This window comes from Ramlibacter sp., assembly GCF_035548915.1.
Lineage (GTDB): Bacteria > Pseudomonadota > Gammaproteobacteria > Burkholderiales > Burkholderiaceae_C > Ramlibacter.
On sequence record NZ_DASZSE010000039.1, the window covers coordinates 254,054 to 270,497 of the forward strand.

The 16,444-nt window shown below is 67.0% G+C and carries 15 protein-coding genes and 1 pseudogene; 9 read left to right on the forward strand and 7 right to left on the reverse strand.

Annotation, left to right across the window (positions count from 1 at the left end):
- The first annotated feature begins 1 nt into the window (after window position 1).
- From VHA82_RS15390 to VHA82_RS15400, 3 genes are read left to right on the forward strand one after another with little or no spacing between them, the layout of a single operon-like run.
- A complete protein-coding gene (locus VHA82_RS15390) occupies window positions 2–361 on the forward strand; it encodes a DUF4387 domain-containing protein (RefSeq protein WP_325545219.1) in 360 nt (119 codons plus the stop codon).
- Complete coding sequence (locus tag VHA82_RS15395) at window positions 354–1,328, forward strand: tripartite tricarboxylate transporter substrate binding protein (protein WP_325545221.1); 975 nt, start codon at window positions 354–356, stop codon at window positions 1,326–1,328. Before VHA82_RS15390 ends, VHA82_RS15395 begins: the two co-directional genes overlap by 8 nt.
- 22 nt (window positions 1,329–1,350) lie before the next feature.
- Window positions 1,351–2,073, forward strand: a complete 723-nt coding sequence (locus VHA82_RS15400; protein WP_325545223.1) for an aspartate/glutamate racemase family protein — start codon at window positions 1,351–1,353, stop codon at window positions 2,071–2,073.
- Window positions 2,074–2,104: 31 nt separating this feature from the next.
- On the opposite strand, the pseudogene VHA82_RS15405 reads toward VHA82_RS15400, so the two are convergent.
- From VHA82_RS15405 to VHA82_RS15425, 5 genes and pseudogenes are all read right to left on the reverse strand, one after another.
- Window positions 2,105–4,357, reverse strand: a pseudogene (locus tag VHA82_RS15405) (molybdopterin cofactor-binding domain-containing protein); the annotation flags it as partial.
- Entirely contained in the window at window positions 4,354–5,310 is a 957-nt protein-coding gene (locus VHA82_RS15410; protein ID WP_325545227.1) for a xanthine dehydrogenase family protein subunit M, read from the reverse strand. The pseudogene VHA82_RS15405 and the gene VHA82_RS15410, both read right to left, overlap by 4 nt.
- Window positions 5,307–5,942 carry an aldehyde dehydrogenase iron-sulfur subunit PaoA gene (paoA, locus tag VHA82_RS15415; protein WP_325545229.1) on the reverse strand — a complete coding sequence of 212 codons (636 nt, stop codon included), beginning with the start codon at window positions 5,940–5,942 and terminating at the stop codon, window positions 5,307–5,309. The genes VHA82_RS15410 and paoA overlap by 4 nt, the downstream gene beginning before the upstream one ends.
- A gap of 200 nt (window positions 5,943–6,142) precedes the next feature.
- Window positions 6,143–7,075, reverse strand: a complete 933-nt coding sequence (locus VHA82_RS15420; protein WP_325545231.1) for a flavin reductase — start codon at window positions 7,073–7,075, stop codon at window positions 6,143–6,145.
- On the reverse strand, window positions 7,068–8,192 hold the full coding sequence (locus VHA82_RS15425) for an LLM class flavin-dependent oxidoreductase (protein ID WP_325545233.1): 1,125 nt from the start codon (window positions 8,190–8,192) through the stop codon (window positions 7,068–7,070). Before VHA82_RS15425 ends, VHA82_RS15420 begins: the two co-directional genes overlap by 8 nt.
- Window positions 8,193–8,374: 182 nt before the next feature.
- Between VHA82_RS15425 and VHA82_RS15430 the strand changes: the two genes are divergently transcribed.
- Genes VHA82_RS15430 through VHA82_RS15455 form a run of 6 tightly spaced genes read left to right on the forward strand, consistent with a single transcriptional unit; the run spans window position 8,375 to window position 14,403 of the window.
- Window positions 8,375–9,346: a tripartite tricarboxylate transporter substrate binding protein gene (locus tag VHA82_RS15430; protein WP_325545235.1), complete on the forward strand. Its 972-nt coding sequence runs from the start codon at window positions 8,375–8,377 to the stop codon at window positions 9,344–9,346.
- Between the two features lie 5 nt (window positions 9,347–9,351).
- Window positions 9,352–10,734, forward strand: coding sequence for an MmgE/PrpD family protein (locus VHA82_RS15435; protein WP_325545238.1), 1,383 nt, complete (start codon window positions 9,352–9,354; stop codon window positions 10,732–10,734).
- A 35-nt stretch (window positions 10,735–10,769) separates the two neighbouring features.
- Window positions 10,770–11,711 carry an MBL fold metallo-hydrolase gene (locus VHA82_RS15440; protein WP_325545240.1) on the forward strand — a complete coding sequence of 314 codons (942 nt, stop codon included), beginning with the start codon at window positions 10,770–10,772 and terminating at the stop codon, window positions 11,709–11,711.
- 5 nt (window positions 11,712–11,716) lie between these two features.
- A complete protein-coding gene (locus VHA82_RS15445; RefSeq protein WP_325545242.1) occupies window positions 11,717–12,532 on the forward strand; it encodes an amidohydrolase family protein in 816 nt (271 codons plus the stop codon).
- Window positions 12,533–12,581: 49 nt separating this feature from the next.
- Entirely contained in the window at window positions 12,582–13,412 is an 831-nt protein-coding gene (locus VHA82_RS15450) for an HpcH/HpaI aldolase family protein (RefSeq protein WP_325545244.1), read from the forward strand.
- Between the two features lie 25 nt (window positions 13,413–13,437).
- Window positions 13,438–14,403, forward strand: a complete 966-nt coding sequence (locus VHA82_RS15455; protein WP_325545247.1) for a tripartite tricarboxylate transporter substrate binding protein — start codon at window positions 13,438–13,440, stop codon at window positions 14,401–14,403.
- Between the two features lie 66 nt (window positions 14,404–14,469).
- Here the strand turns inward: VHA82_RS15455 and VHA82_RS15460 are convergent, their stop codons facing one another.
- Both VHA82_RS15460 and VHA82_RS15465 read right to left on the reverse strand, forming a co-directional pair.
- Window positions 14,470–15,252 (reverse strand): SDR family NAD(P)-dependent oxidoreductase, encoded by a 783-nt coding sequence (locus VHA82_RS15460; protein ID WP_325545249.1) that lies wholly within the window; start codon window positions 15,250–15,252, stop codon window positions 14,470–14,472.
- Between the two features lie 39 nt (window positions 15,253–15,291).
- Window positions 15,292–16,410: a TauD/TfdA family dioxygenase gene (locus VHA82_RS15465; RefSeq protein ID WP_325545251.1), complete on the reverse strand. Its 1,119-nt coding sequence runs from the start codon at window positions 16,408–16,410 to the stop codon at window positions 15,292–15,294.
- Window positions 16,411–16,444 lie beyond the last annotated feature (34 nt).

Here is a 16,444-nt window from a genome sequence, read left to right on the forward strand (position 1 = left end):
CATGCAGCCCGCGCGACCCATCAAGCTCGGCAACCTCGCCGCCATCGTGCGCAGCAAGAATGCCGGACCGTACCGCCTCACGTTCGACGTCCTGTTCGACCGGGAGGAGAACTACCTCGCGGTCTCCCGAAGCGGGGCGCTCAGCGCGGAATCGGTGGCGCGGGCGTACGGCGTCGATGCGAAGCAGGTGTCCTCCTTCTTCGAGATTCCCGTCGCGCGCGCTTTCAAGATCACCTTCGTGCGGCCGCACGCGCAGTGCGGCGAGGGCGAAACCGACGTCTACGGAGCGCAGCAGCACGTGCCGCTCATGAACATGCTCATTCCCGTCACTACCACCGTCAAGGAGTTCGATGATGTCTGAACGTCGTATCACGCGCCGTGCCGTCCTGACGCGGGGCCTCGCCGTGGCGGCGAGCCTGCCGCTGGCGGCCCGAGCCGAGGACTATCCCAATCACACGATCGAGATCATCGTGCCGTATGCGCCCGGCGGCTCGACCGACGCGATGGGGCGCGTCGTCGCGCCGCGCCTGTCCGAACTTCTCAAGGTGCCGGTGGTGGTCTCGAACCGCGCCGGCGCCGCGGGCGCGATCGGCACGGCCTACGGCCTCGCCACGAGCGACGGATACCGCATCGTCGCGGGCGGCAATTCCAATCTCGGCCCCGGCCTCATCTCCGGCCAGCGGCCCAGCTACACGCTCGACGACGTGACCTCGATCGCGCGGGCCACGATCAATCCGCTGCTGCTCGTGGCGAAGACGGGCCGCTTCGCGAGCTTCGAGGCGTTCGCGAAGGAAGCGCGCGAGAAGCCCGACACCATCACCTTCAGCACCTGGGGGCCGCGCTCGCCCGCGCACTTCTACGGCGAGATGATCGCCGAGAGCGTCGGCGGCAAGCTGCGCCACATTCCCTACGACAGCGGCTCCAAGGCCATGCTGGCCGCGATGGGCGGGCAGGTCGACATCGCGGTGGCCACCGCGGCCACGGCCAAGGCTCAGATCAATGCGGGCACGCTCATGGGCCTGCTGGTGAGCACCGAGTCGAAGCTGCCCGACATCCCGAGCGTCGAATCGATCAAGGCGCTCGGCTATCCGAACGCGGTGTACGTATCGTTCGAGGGCTTCGTCACCGGCTCCAAGGTGCCCGCCGACCGCGTCGCCGTGCTGCGCCAGGCGTTCGAGAAGATCCTGAACGAGCCCAAGATCAAGACCGCGCTGGCGGACGGCGGCGCGGTGCCGAGCTACCAGAGCGGCCCGGACTACGACCGTCACCTGCGCCAGAACCTCGTGACGCTCAGCGCGGTCATGGCCAAGGTGAAGATGGACGATTGAGGCAACGAAAAGGCGGAAAGACATGACGATCATCGAAGGCGGCATCAACGTCTACGGCGCCGCGGTGGGCGTGATCACGCTCGACACGCGTCTGCCGCGCGCGCACGGCGACGTGGCGAATGCGCGCACCTGGCCGTTTCCCATGCTCTATCGCGTCGCGCGAGGCGCGTCCCCGCACGTCGTGGTGCACGAGCGCGGCCAGGGCCTGAACAAGATTCTCGTGGACACGGCGAAGGAACTCGTGCTCTCGGGCGCGCGGGGCATCACGACGACGGGGGGGTTTCTCTCCCTCTTCCAGGAGGAGCTGTCGGCCGCCTGCGGCGTGCCCGTGGCGAGTTCGTCGCTCATGCAAGTCCCGCTGGTGCAGAAGCTCCTGCCGCCCGGCAAGCGCGTGGGCGTCGTGACGGTGCATGGTCCGCGCCTGGGCCCGGACCACCTGATCGCCGCGGGCGCGCCCGGCGACACGCCAGTGGAAGGCACGGAAGCGGGCGAGGAGCTCACGCGCGTGCTGCTGAAGGGCGAAGCCCGGCTCGACCTGGAGAAGGCCGAGCGCGACGTCGTCTCGGCGGGCCAGCGCCTGGTGAAGCGCCATCCCGACATCGGCGCGCTGGTGCTCGAGTGCCACAACATGGCGCCGTATTCGGCCGCCCTGTCGGCCGCGGTGCGGTTGCCGGTCTACGACCTCTATTCGTTCATCGTGTGGTTCCAGGCGGGGTTGTCGCCGCGGTCGTTCTCGAAGGACTGAGCGCGATGGGGCTTTCGTTCGTCCCGTCGCGAATCAGCTTGTCGAGCGTCACCGGGTAGTCCCGCACGCGCACGCCGGTGGCGTTGTAGATGGCGTTGGCAATGGCCGCGCTCACGCCGCAGATGCCGAGCTCGCCCACGCCCTTCGCTTTCAGGGGCGTGGCCATGGGATCGAGCTCGTCGAGAAAGATCACTTCCTGGTGCGGGATGTCGGCATGCACCGGCACCTCGTAGCTCGCCATGTCGTGGTTCACGAAGAAGCCCAGCCGCCTGTCCACGGCGAGCTCTTCCATCAGTGCGGCGCCCACGCCCATCGTCATCGCACCGATCACCTGGCTGCGCGCGGTCTTCGGGTTCAGGATGCGGCCCGCCGCGCACACGGCCAGCATGCGGCGCACGCGGACTTCGGCCGTGAACGCATCCACGCCGACTTCCACGAAATGCGCACCGAAAGTCGACTGCTGCGTCTTCTTCGAAAGCTCGCCGAACTCCATCGTGTCTTCGCCGACCAGCTCGCCGTCCGCCGCCACGTCGCGCAGTGCAACCGAGCGCTTGCCCGCGCGCACCTGGCCGTCAGCGAACGTCGCCGTGTGGGGATCGACGCCGGCCTTGCGCGCGATCGCCTCGCGCAGCTTCACGCACGCCGCATAGACACCGGCGGTCGAACTCGCGGCGCCGAACTGGCCGCCCGAACCCGAAGAGACGGGGAACGCCGAGTCACCCAGCCGAACGACGACCGCCTGCAGCGGCACGCCCAGCATTTCCGCCGCGGTCTGCCCGATGATCGTATAGCTGCCCGTGCCGATGTCCGTCATGTCGGTTTCCACCGTCACGACGCCGCGGCGGTCGAGGCGCACGCGCGCCGCGGACTTCGTCGTGGGCGCGCCCCGGTACGCGGCCGCCACGCCCATCCCGACGATCCATCGGCCGTCGCGCATCTGCCCGGGTTGGGCAATGCGGCGGCTCCAGCCGAAACGTTCCGCGCCGAGCTGCAGGCAGCGCACGAGCTGCCGCTTCGAAAACGGCTGGCTCGCGGTCTTCTCGTCGTTCTTTCCGGTGTCGGGCTTCTCGGTCTGCGGGTCGTCCTTCGGTTTTTCTTGCGTGCGATCCGGCACGACCTGAGTGTCGTTGCGGATGCGCAGCTGCACGGGGTCCATGCCGAGCTTCTCGGCGAGTTCGTCCATCGCGACTTCCAGCGCCATGTGCCCCGTCGCTTCGCCCGGCGCGCGCATCGCGTTGGCCTCGGGCAGATCGAGTGTCGCAAGGCGCGTGGCCGTCATGCGGTGGGCGCCCGCGTAGAGCATCCGAGTCTGATGCACGGCGCTGTCGGGCTTGCCGCCGGGCAGGTCGCCGGACCAGCTCTCATGCGCGATCGCGGTGATGGTGCCGTCGCGCTCGGCCCCGATCCGCACACGCTGGATCGTTGCCGGCCGATGCGTCGTGTTGTTCGGCACCAGGGCGCGTTGCAGCGCGACCTTCACGGGACGACGTGCGGCTCGCGCGCCGAGTGCAGCGAGCAGCGCATCGGCCCGCAGGAACAGCTTGCCGCCGAAGCCGCCGCCGACGTAGGGCGAGACGAGCCGGACTTTATCCTTCGGCATTCCGAGCGTCGCCGCGAGATCGGTGCGGCTGTCGTCCGCCATCTGGTTGGAAGTCCACACCGTGAGCTCGTCGCCGTTCCACACCGCGAGCGTGGCGTGCGGCTCCATCATCGCGTGCGACTGGCCCGGCGTGGTGTACGTCGCGTCCACCCGCACGGGCGAGGCGGCGAATGCACGGGCGAAATCGCCCACGGACGAATCGGGCGCGCCGCCCGTCATGCTGTCCGGCTTGACGGCGGTGTCCTTGCCCTGGGCGAGGTCGAAGCGGCCGGGCGTGCGTTCGTAGTCGACTTTCACGAGCTGCGCCGCGGCTCGCGCCTCTTCCAAAGTTTCGGCCACCACCAGCGCGATCGCCTGGTGATAGTGATCGATCTCCGGTCCGCCCAGCAGCCGCGCCGTGTTGGAATGGCCCTTGCCGAGCGGGCCGGCGGACTGCGCCGTCACGATCGCGATCACGCCCGGCGCACGCCGCGCGGCTTCGAGTTCCATCGCACGGATGCGGCCCTTGGCGATGCCTGCACCGATCACCCAGCCGAATGCGGGATTCGCTGCGACGTCGTGGCGTTCATACGCATACGGCGCGGTGCCGGTCGTTTTCAGGAGGCCGTCGATGCGATTGACAGGCTTGCCGACCGCTTTGCCCTGGTCGATCGGGTTCTCCGTCGCGGGTGTGTCGAACTTCATCCCGCTCTCCTCGCCTCGTTCAGCACGCTGTCGATCGTGCGTTGCGCGAGCGGCACCTTGAACGCGTTGTGCTCGGTCGGGCGCGCATCGGCGAAGAGGCGCGCCGCCACCGCCTTCGCGCCGCGCGGCAGTTCCGCGTCGGCCGCTTCCATGCGCCACGGCTTGTGCGCGACGCCGCCGAGCGCGACGCGGCCGCTGCCGTCACGCTGGACGATCGCGGCGACGGACACGAGCGCGAACGCGTACGACGCGCGGTCGCGCACCTTCTGGTAGAAGTGCCGCCCGCCGGGCGGCCGCGGCAGCGTCACCGAGGTGATCAGCTCGCCCAGCTCGAGCGTCGTCTCCACGTGCGGCGTTGTGCCCGGCAACCGGTGGAACTCCGCGATCGGGATCACGCGCGTGCGCCCCGCCGCGTTGACCGTCTCGACCGTCGCGTCGAGCGCGCGCAGCCCCACCGCCATGTCGCTCGGATGCGTGGCGATGCAGGCGTCGCTCGAACCCACCACCGCGTGCTGCCGGCTGTATCCGCCGATCGCCGAGCATCCGCTGCCCGGCGCGCGCTTGTTGCAGGGCATGTCGGTGTCGTAGAAGTACGGGCAGCGCGTGCGCTGCAGCAGGTTGCCCGCGGTCGTCGCCATGTTGCGCAGCTGGCCCGAAGCGCCGGAGACGAGCGCGCGCGCGAGCACGCCATAGTCGCGGCGCACGCGCGCATCGGTGGCGAGGTCCGCGTTGCGCACGAGCGCGCCGATGCGAAGGCCGCCTTCGGCTGTGCGCTCGATCCTGTCGAGGCCGATCGCATTGATGTCGACCAGGTGCAGGGGTGTCTCGATGTGCAGCTTCATGAGGTCGAGGAGGTTCGTGCCGCCGGCGACGAACTTCGCGCCCGGCCGCGCAATCACGGCCGCCGCGGCCTGCGCGGGCGACGTCACCCGTTCGTAGCTGAACGCCTTCATGCCTTTCTCCCCGCGACTTCGTAGATCGCGTCCGCGATGTTCGAGTAGGCGCCGCAGCGGCAGACGTTGCCGCTCATGCGTTCGCGCAGCTCGGCGGCCGAGAGCACCGGCTGCTCGGCGATGTCGCCGGCCGCGTGGCTCGGCACGCCGCGGCGGATCTCGTCGAGCATGCCGATGGCCGAGCAGATCTGCCCGGGCGTGCAGTAGCCGCACTGGAAGCCGTCGTGCTTCACGAACGCGGCCTGCAGTGGGTGAGGACGCGAGGGCGTGCCCAGGCCTTCGATGGTCGTCACCTTCGTGCCCGCGTTCATCACGGCGAGCGTGAGGCAGGACACGGTGCGGCGGCCGTTCACGAGCACGGTGCAGGCTCCGCACTGGCCCTGGTCGCAGCCTTTCTTCGTGCCGGTGAGGTGCAGGCGCTCGCGCAGCGCGTCGAGCAGCGTGGTGCGCGTATCGACGTCCAGCGTGCGCGCCTGCCCGTTGACCTCGAGCGTCACGCGCGCGGTGGAAGGTGGCGGCTCCCCAGGCAGGCCCTGGGCCGCGGAGGGGCTCGGCACGGTGGTGGCGGCCGAGGCCGCGCCCGCGATGAGCAGGTCGCGCCGGGTGAGCGAGAACTCGTCGGAAGAGTCCATGTCACGTCCTTCCAAACCGATGCATCGAGCGGCCAAGCTTGCACGCCGACGGCGTTCGCCGATGTAGGCAGGCGTGCCTCGCGGCCGTCGGCGGCAGCTTCTTCGAGTACGCGATGAGTTCCGGCAGCGTGCCGGCTACTCCTGCGCGTGAACGCCGGCGGATGCCAGCAGGTGCGGTCGCCGAATCGGCATGAGGAGGCTCAAGCGGGCTCGCGGAGCCGACGGATGAAGTCGTTCATCGCCGCCACGGCCGCGTCGGAGTTGCGTCGCCGCAATTGCGCAACGATTTCTCGCCGCAGCGGGATCAGGTCCTGTCGCATGCGGATGGGGTGCAAATAGACCATGCGATGCCGCAGCAACGTGGTCAACGTCTGGGCGACGAGTCCGAGCGCATCGCTGTGCGCCGCGTCGGCGATGCGGGCGAAAAAGCGCACTGCCGCCTCCGCGCGCGCGGGCAACTCTTCGTCGCGGACGTGGCGTTCGATGTCATCGATTGCGCGGTCGATCGCATCCAGGTCGGCTTCGGTGGCGCGGGCCCCCGCCAGCTGCAGCAACCCGCCATAGACGGTGCGGTTGGCCTCGTCGAGCGCAGTCACGTCCACGCGGCCTTGCATGACCATCGCGCGCAGCGACTGCGCGAGCATCATGTAGGCGCCCTTGTAGAAGACCAACGCCTCGTTGGTTTCGCCGCCGCGCATGGACTCCACCTCGCCGATGAAGATCACGTGGTCGCCCGCCTCGTGGCTTGCGTGGACGCGGCACTCGAAACTTGCCAGGCAGTCGTCGATCAGCGGCAAGCCCCGGCTGCCCGCGGACCAGGCGATACCTTCGAATTTGTCGGTGATCCTGCTGCTGGCGAAGCGGGCGGACAGGGCGTCCTGTTCCTGCGACAGGATATTGATGGCGAAGGAAGGCGCGGCCAGAAATGCCCCGAGCGAGCTGCTTGCCTTGCGCAGGCTGAACAGGACGAGCGGCGGCTCGAGCGAAACGGAGCTGAACGAGTTGCACGTGAGTCCAACCGGCTCCGTACCCGCGGTCCGGGTGGTGATGATTGCCACCCCGGTGGGAAACGTCCCGAGCAGGCGGCGGAACTCGGCGGCATCGATCGTCCCTGCCTTGGGCGCTTCAGGCACTGCGCAGCCCCATGCGCTCCAGACGGGGCAGCACCTGCGCGTTGAAGAAGGGTAGTTCCTGCAACTGGTTGGTGAACATCATCGCGACGCCGTTTGCGCCGCTCGAGTGCATGTGTTCCAGCTGTGCCGCGACGTCATCGGCGCTGCCCACGAGGTAGACCGCCGTTGCCTTGGCGACATCGCGTCGAACCGCGTCCAGCTCTCCGGCGGGAATGGCGCGCCCCGAACGCTGCTTCGCCGACAGCAGGTTGTTCACGGCTTCCTCGTCGGCATGCTCGGTGCAGTATTGCTGGAACTCCTCGGCCTCCTGGCGGCTCTCGCGGCAGATCACCACGCAGGCAGTGAAGATCGGGAAGTGCGGCTTGTCCGCGGCCGTGCGGATGCGGTCGATGGTGGGTGCAAGCTTCGAGGGGTCACGCCCGGGGGGCGCGGAGAACAGGACGTCGCAGTTGTCCAGCGCAAAGGCCGTGCCCTCCGGCGATTGGCCGGCGTTCAGAAGCAGGGGCCGGCTGTCGCCATAGGGCTTCGGCATGGCCCGCACGCCGTGCAGGCGAATGTGCCGGCCCTCCACGTCGAAGGTGTCCGTGCGGGCCCAGATGTCCTTCACGGCATCGAGCCACTCGCGGGCGTATTCGTATCGCGTCTCCTGGGACCGGGGCACGCCGAACATCTGGAATTCGTCGTCGTTCCAGCCGCACACGATGTTGAGGCCAAAGCGGCCCTTGCCAACGTGATCGGCGGTCACGCACTGCTTCGCCGCCAGCACGGGGTTGATCAGCGGCACGTGAACGGTCGCGAACACGGTGATGCGCCGGGTCAGCGCGAGCAAGGCGGTCGCCCAGGTGATCGTCTCGAGGGAGGTGCCCTGGGGATCGGTGGTGCCGCCGTAGCCTTTCCAGCGCGCCACGGGAAGCAGGAAGTCGAGTCCCGCCTCCTCCGCCATCTGCGCCACCGCGACGTTGGCGTCCCAGTCGGCCATCCATCGCTCGGGCACGGCTGTCATGCCGATGCCGGCCAGGTTGGCTCCGAAGAGGCCGAGCTTCAGGCGGTTGCGGGTGCCGAACGTGGTGCGCGTACCGGCGGAACGGTGCGGATCGACGATGTCGCTGATGTGCATGTCGGCAATAATTGTCGGACTATGATTGCGGATATTACGAGGATCATTCCTGAAATGTCCAGCGGATCGTCCGTTTATTGAGTTCTAAAGGGTTCAAATTGACCTGTAATAGGTGAAAACCCGAGTCGGCTCTCATCTGTATTTGGTACATTGTCGGACTGTTTTCAACGCAAGGATATTCCATGAGACAGCTTGCCAGCCTGGCTGCGCTTGCCTTCGCAGCAATAGCAGCGCTGCCCTTTTCCGCCATCGCCCAGACAGATGCGCGGCCGCTGAAGATCATCGTCCCGTACCCGGCCGGCGGCCAGACCGATGCAATGGCACGAATCCTTGCCGATTCGATGCGCAAGACCCTGCATCGCCCCGTGGTCGTGGACAACAAGCCAGGCGCGGGAGGCCTGATCGGCTTGCACGCCCTGCAGGCGGCGCCTGCCGACGGCGATACCGTGCTGATGCGTGACCTCGCGCTCGTGATTGCACCGATGCTGCAGAAAACGGCCACTTACAACCCCAACACCGACATCGTTCCCGTGGCCACCGTGGGCCGCAGCGACCTGTTCCTGATGGTGCCGAAGGACGTTCCGGCCAAGACCGTGCCCGAACTGATCGCATACGCCAAGACGCTTCCCGGGGGGATTTCCGCGGGCAACAACGGCATCAATACGGGCGCCCACATCGCGGCCGCGCTGTTCGGCAAACGCACCGGCGTCAACGTCGTTCACGTGCCGTACAAAGGATCCGCAGACGCGACCATGGCATTGATCACGGGCGACTCGAAGTTCCAGTTCAACACGACGACGGACGCGCTCGCCTCACACATCAAGGACGGCTCGGTGCGCATCATCGCCACCGCCGCGCCGGTGGTTTCGACATTTGCGCCCGGCGCGCCGCCCGTGAGTCAGTTCATCCCTGGCGCGTGGCCGTTCGAGGGGTACTTCTCCGTCTTCGCCGTGCCGGGCGTGGCGCCGGAGAAACTCGGCGCGATCACGAAGGCGCTGGAGCTCGCCGTCGCGGAGCCGGGAACGCGCGAGAGGTTCGCGGCCTTGAACGTGCAGACCCTCTACAAGCCGCCGGCCGAAGTGGCCAAGGACATCGTTCGCTACCAATCGATGTACCGTGACCTGATCAAGGAGCTCGGCCTCGAGCCGCAGTAAATTCCTTGGATTCGACCGACGTCACCCCGTCGCTGATCGACGCGCTGGCTGCGTTCGTGTCGCGCCTGGACGCTCGCCGCCTTCCGCAGCACGTCGTGGACGCTGCCCGCTGGCGCCTGCTGGATGCGCTTGGCAGTGCGCTTTGGGGAGTGCATCGCGGCACGGCGCAGGCTATGCGCGAAGTCATCGAACCCAACGGCGGTGCGCAGGAGGCAACGGTGCTGGGCCGAGGCCTGAAGCTTCCCGCCCTCGCGGCCACGTACCTCAACAGCAGCGCATCGCCGGCGTTGCTCGACACGTGCCGCTTCAGCGTGACTCACCCCGGCATCGTCACGGTTCCGGCGGCGCTGGCCGCGGCGCAACTGGCGCATGCGAGCGGCCGCGATTTGCTGGGGGGCATCGTTGCGGGCTACGAGGTGCTGACGGCCCTGGGCCGCGCGACGCGACCGGCCGATCGCGGGTTCGTGCCGACCACGGTGATCGGCCCTTTTGCTGCCGCAGCCGCGGCTTCGCGCATCCTCGGCCTGGATGCGCCGCGGACCGCCAACGCGCTGGCGCTGGCTGCCACCACCGGCGGCGGGCTGCTGGATGCCTATGCGGCCATCGACGGAGGGCGCAGCCAGTTCGGCCGCGCCAGCGAGGGCGGCGTACTGGCTGCGCTGCTCGCGCGGCAGGGCGTGCTCGGCAACCGCCGCATCCTCGAAGGCGGAAGCCTCGACGGCACGCCAGGCTTCTTCGAGTGTTTCGGCCAGCCTGTGGACGGCGCTTCCGTGGCGGCCGCCCTGGGGCGCGACTGGGGGCTGCCGTACGTCGCAGCGAAAATTCACGACGGGTGCCGCTACACCAATGCGGCAGCCGACGCCACTTTGCAATTGATGCGCGATCACGGCCTTCGCGCCGACGACGTCGAAGCGATCGAGGTGCGAACCTTCGCGCTTGCGCTGAAGGTTTCCGTGCGCAACCCTTCGACGGTCAGCGGGGCGCTGTTTTGCATCGAGTACGTCGTGGCAACTGCATTGCTCGCGGGCGATGTGTTCAATGACAAATTCACGCTCGAGCGGCTGAACGATCCGCGCACGCGGCAGCTGATGTCGAAGGTTTCGGTCGGACTCGACGACGCGCTGGAAGCTGCGTATCCGCAGCGCCTCGGGCTGGCGATGGATGTCCTCGTGAAGGACGGCCGCCGGCTGCGCAGCGCGCTGGACTTCCCGCGGGGCGAACCCGAGAACCCTGTCACCCCCGAAGACTGCACTGCACGGTTTCGCCGCATGGCCGAGCCGCTCATTGGCGCAGCCCGTGCGCAGCGCATCGTCGATATGGTCCGCGACATCGAGGCGCTGGATGACGTGGAGCGGCTCGTCGCCCTCTGCGCCCCCGCAGACACGTAACCCCAGCGAACCACACCAGCCTGCCAGGAGTGCTCATGTTCCATTTCCGCATCGGGGATTTTTCCGTCGTCCGCGTCGAAGAACTGATCGGCCCCGCCTCGATCGCGGGCGATTTCTTCCAGAAGTTCGACGCCTCGGTGTTCGAGGAGGAGCCCTCGCTCGCGACCGAGCGCTTCTTCCAGCGCGACACCGGTCGCCTCGTGTCTTCCATTCACAGCTGGGTCTTGCGCGACGGCAAGCATGTCGTCGTGATCGACACGGGAGTCGGCAACGGCAAGGACCGGCCTGATCCGCGTTTCAAGGGGCGCTTCCACCGCCTGAAGACGCCCTACCTCGAGCACCTGCGCGCGGCCGGCGTGGAACCCGAGTGCGTCACGCACGTGATCAACACGCACCTGCACAGCGACCACGTGGGATGGAACACCATGGAAGTGGACGGCCGATGGGTGCCGACTTTTCCGAATGCGCGGTACATCATGGGGGCGAGCGAGCTTGCGCACTTCACGAGCCCGAAGACACTGTCCCGTCCCGGCGATGTGGCGCGTTGGGTCGCAGACAGCGTCACGCCCGTGCTTCTCGCGGGCCTCGTCGACACCGTCGGGGCGGGTGACACGGTGCTCCCCGGCATCACCGTGGAGCCGGCCTACGGGCACACACCTGGCCAGCTCGCCGTGCGGGTCCGCTCGAACGGAGAAAGCGGCATCTTCACCGGCGACGCGATGCACCAGCCGATGCAGGTTCTGCATCCCGACTGGGCTTGTCCGTACTGCGAGGACAAACCGGAGGCCGAACGCACGCGCCGGCGCATTCTGGCCGAAGCCGCGGACACCGGGACGACCGTTTTCCCCGCGCACTTTGGCGCGCCCCACGCCTTCCGCATCCTGCGCAAGGGCGATGGCTTCACCTTCGCCTGCGCACCGGCCGCCTCGATGGCGACAACGTTGCGAGCCGACGAAGCGGCTGTTCCTGCGAAGTGACGGCCGTGGACGTCGTCGACTCGCAAGTGCACCTGTTCCTCAACATGGACGCCCGCCAGGGTCTGGCGGCGATGGATGCGCTCGGAATCCGCTCTACCTTGATCGACGAATACTGGGCGCTCGACGCCGGCGGCACGCCGACCAACGCCTTCTCGCTGGTCAACGGTGCGCGGCGGCGCGTACACCCGGGTGCGGAAATGGCGAGCTTCCAGCACCCCGATCGATTCGCCTACCTGGTCAAGCTCACGCGCGACGACCCCATGGTCGAGGCGTTGTTCGAATTGGCCGCGCAGCACCCGCATGTACGCGCCGTCCGTGTCGACGTGCGCGCCGAGTCCGAAGTGATGGCGCTGGAGCAGGGCGCCTATTCCAGCTTCTTCAGGGCGGCCCAGCGCAGCGGCCTGCCTCTCTTCGTGCTGCTGCCAACGGACCGCGCGCCGACGCTGCGCGCCTCGCTGGAGGCGTTCCCCGATCTGCGCTTCGTCCTGGATCACTGCGGCATGCCGAGCAACGCGCAGCGCTTCACGACCGATGTCCTGCCGCTGGCCCGCCTTCCGAACTTGCACCTCAAGTGGTGCCACGCGCCCGCGAAGCTCAGCGCCACGAGTTATCCGTTTGCAGACTGCATCCAGTACCTGCAGCGCTCCATCGATGCTTTTGGCGTCGAGCGCATCCTGTGGGCGAGCGACTTCACTGCGATCCGCACGGGGACCACATGGGCCGAGTCGCTTTTCTACTTGCGACACGCTGCCGCCCTGGCGGACAGCGACAGGGAGTGGATCTTGGGCCGCTCCGCCCGGAAGCTCCTCGCGTGGCATTGATTTTTGTCGGACCGTCGGGCAAAATGCGGCATCGAATCGAATGGCGATCATGTACCCGCACAACAACCCCCTGAAGGAGCGCATTGCCGAAGGCAAGGCGGTCCACGGCGTTTTCATTCAGATGGACTGCGCCGAGATGGTGGAAATCGCGGGTCTGGTGGGCTATGACTTCGTCGTCATCGACTGCGAGCATGGCTCGCTGGATCTCGCCGCGGCCATGCGGCTGATTCGCGCGGCGGAGGCGGTGCGCGTCACACCTCTCGTGCGCGTGCCCGACCACAACCCCGTATTCATCGGCAAGGTGATCGAGGCCGGCGCCATGGGCGTCTACGTGCCGGAAGTGGCCACCGCGAAACAGATGCGAGACATCGTGGCCGCGGTGAAGTACCGCGAGGGCGACAACGGCGGTGCGCGCGGCGCATGTCCCGGCATCCGCGCGGCGGGCCATCAAGCCGACGATTGGGGAAAGTTCTTCCGCTGGTCGAACCGCAACACCGTTGTCGTACCGCTGATCGAGACCGAAGAGGGCATTGCGAACTTCGACGAGATTCTGAAGGTCCCAGGCATCGACTGGGTCGGCATCGGAACGTTCGACCTCTCGCACGCGCTCGGTTTCGAAGGCCGCCGCGATCATCCCGCCCTCGACCGCATCTATTCCGACATGACGGCCAAGCTGCTGGCGGCCGGCATCACCTTCAGCCGCTATCCGATGCCGCTGAAACAACCGTTCGACCCGGCCGACCCGACGCAGTCGCCCGACTCTTTCAAGCGCGACAAGGCCCGGTGGATGAAACTTGGCGCTCGCGTGTTCATGATGGGCAGCGACCGCGGTCTCTGCAAGCAGGCGCTCGCCCAGCGCCTGGCTCCCATGTTCGACTGAATCACAATACCTAGGAGACATCGATATGTTGAAGCGCCGAGAACTCGTACGTCTTGCCGCACTGGCGCCGATTGCGGCCAGCGTGCGGCCGCTGTGGGCGCAGCAGAACATCACGAAGCTGTGCGTGCCTTATTCAGCCGGCGGCGCCATGGACGTCATGGCGCGCATCATGGCGGAGTCGATGGCCAAGACGCTCAAGCGAACCGTCATCGTCGAGAACAAGGCCGGCGCGGCTGCCGTCATCGGGACAAAGTACGTCCAGGCGGCGCCGCCGGATGGCGCCACCTTGCTGTTCCACAACTCGGGGTACGTCGCGACGCCGCTGCTTCAGAAGGCGCCCGCCTACGATCCTCTGAAGGATCTCGATCCGGTGGCGATGGTAGGCAACGTGCCGAACTTCCTGATCGTGCACGAGAGCGTCCCTGCCAAGACCGTGCCCGAACTGATTGCTTATTCCCGCACGCTGCCTGCGGGCATCGAGTGTGGAAATGCGGGCAACAACAGTGGTGGCCACATTTCGGCGATCATGCTCGAGAAGCTCGGTGGCATGAAGATTCTCCACGTGCCGTTCAAGGGAGGCTCCGAAGTTGCCACCGCGCTGATCGGCGGCCAGGTAAAGATGCAGATCAGCTCGCAGAACGACAGCTTGATGGGTCAGATCAAGGCCGGCAAGCTGCGCGTCCTCGGCGTTGCCACCAGCAAGCGCAGCGACCTCGCGCCCGACGTGCCGGCGATTTCCGAGTTCATCCCGGGCTATGCGATCGATGGCTGGTACGGGGTTCTGGCACCCGCAGGAACGCCCCTGGCTTTGCGTGCGACGCTGGCGAACGCCGTGAAGGTGGCGATAGAACAACCTGCCAACAAGGAGCGCCTGAACCAGTTCTACATGGATGTCGGTTGGCGCAACCCCACGGAGTTCGGGAAGGTGATTGCCAGTTCGGTCGCTTACTACCGGAAGATGATCGATACGCTCGGACTCGTCCCCCAGTAGGGCGAGGAAAAGACGAAAAGGGCCCGCCGAAAGCGGGCCCTTTTCGCTTGGCGGTCTCTGTTCCAGCTAGTTCTTTCCGCCGTCCAGCCGGATGACCTGCCCATTGACGTAGCTGGCATCCGGCGACACGAGGAAGCCCACGGCTGCGGCGACCTCTTCCGGCTCCGCCGGACGGTTGGGGGGGAACAGCTTGAACACCTCGGCGATCTGCTGCGCGGTCATGTTCTTTTCCCAGGCGTCGCGAATGCGCGTGCCCGGCTTGCCGAGCACCAGGCCGGGCATGACGATGTTCGCCGTGATGTTCTGGTCGGCCAGGTCGAAGGCGAGCTGGCGCGTGAGGCCGTTGACGCCGGCTTTGGCCGCGATATAGGGCAGGCGCGTTCCGGATACGGGCGACCGGGTCCCGTTCGATCCGGCGGTGGAGAAGTTGACGATGCGTCCGTACTTCTGGGCCTTCATCACCGGCACGACCGCGCGGTTCACGACGAAGGTGCTGTTGAGATTGAGGTCGATCAACTCGGCCCACAGCTCGTCGTCGATGTCCTCGATGTCCGTGACGCGCTTCGCACCCGAATGCCCGACGATATGGACCAGGGCGTTGATGGGCCCGTAGGTCTTCTGCGCGAGCGCGACCGCCTCCTTCATCTGGGCACCGGAACGCACGTCGGCCACAATGCCTTTCATGCGGCCGCCGGCCCCCTCCACCTCCTTCGTCATGGCGTCGAGCTTGTCCTCGGCGACGTCGATCACGAAGACCGCGAAGCCGTCCGCGGCGAGCCGCCGCGTCACTTCGCTGCCGATATTGCCCACACCGCCCGTGATGATGGCGCAGCCGAGGTCTTTTCCCATGCGAGTTCCTTGAGGAGAGGTGATGAAAGTGGCGCCGCCTTAGGCGCGTTCGGTGGAGCGCTTCACCTGCTCGTGCGCCATGGCGGCGGAAGTGCTGGCGTAGCGATGCAGGTAATCGGCCGAGGCGGGGGAGCCGCCAGGCTTGGGGTCGACGCCCGGACGGCCCGACTTGTTCTCGTAGACGAACATCTGCTGCGGCACGTTCCAGCGCGGGCTGCTCACCAGCCACAGGCGCAGCATCAGGCGCTTGCGCTCCTTCTCCTCGAAGTCCTCGAATTCCGTGCGGGCGTGCAGCGTGGTGTAGTTGTTGGCCAGAAGCACCTGGCCTGGCCGCAGGTCGAATTCGATACGGTTGGCCGTGCTGTTGCCGGCGCGATCGAATGCATCCAGTGCCTCCAGATCCACGCCTTCCAGCGGTTGCCCCAGTTCACGATGGGCGACTTCGATCGATGAGCGCACGTAGTGTGACGAGAGCATCCCGTCGACATCCTGGAACACCGGCACGTAGTAGGGCGTGACGATCGGTGCGCCATCCGCCTGCTCGCCGCGACGGTGGTACCTGTAGCCGCGGAAAAGGGGCTGCAGCAGCTGCGGCGATCGTTCCAGCAGCTCGTTGTAAATCGTGTGCACGCTCGACATCACGGTGGTGCCCCCGCTGCGCGACGTTCGCACGCACATCAGGCCCATTACGTCGCCCCCGTCGGTGTGCAGCGGAAGGACGCGCCGTCCGATGTAGCCACGCGCGGATTCCTTTGCGCCCGGCGCGGTACGGTCCTCGACATGGCCCAGAAAGTCGCCCGCCGCGCTTTGCGAAAGGGGTTCGCCGAGCGTCTGGCCGAGGAGCCAGTAGAACTTCTCGAGCTGCTCGAGCGAGTAGCGGCTGGCGTCCAGGCCATCCAGGAGCACGAAGCCTCTGCCCCCGTAGACCTGGGGGCGGACGTGATCTCTCATGAAGGCGTTGAGCGCGACGGGATTGAACTCTTCGAGCTGGATGCGATGGAAGGGCTGCGTCCGAAACGGCTCACGGGTCATCAGGACCTCGAATTCCGCGATCACCGGCTGCGGGATCGTGACGGTGAAGTCGGCCGGTGTCTTGAACGTGTCGGCTCGCCAAGCCGATTCCCCTCGAATGGGCTCGCCGCGACGATAGTTCTGCATGGTCTGTTTCCTATTGAACTTGTCGGATTGTTGA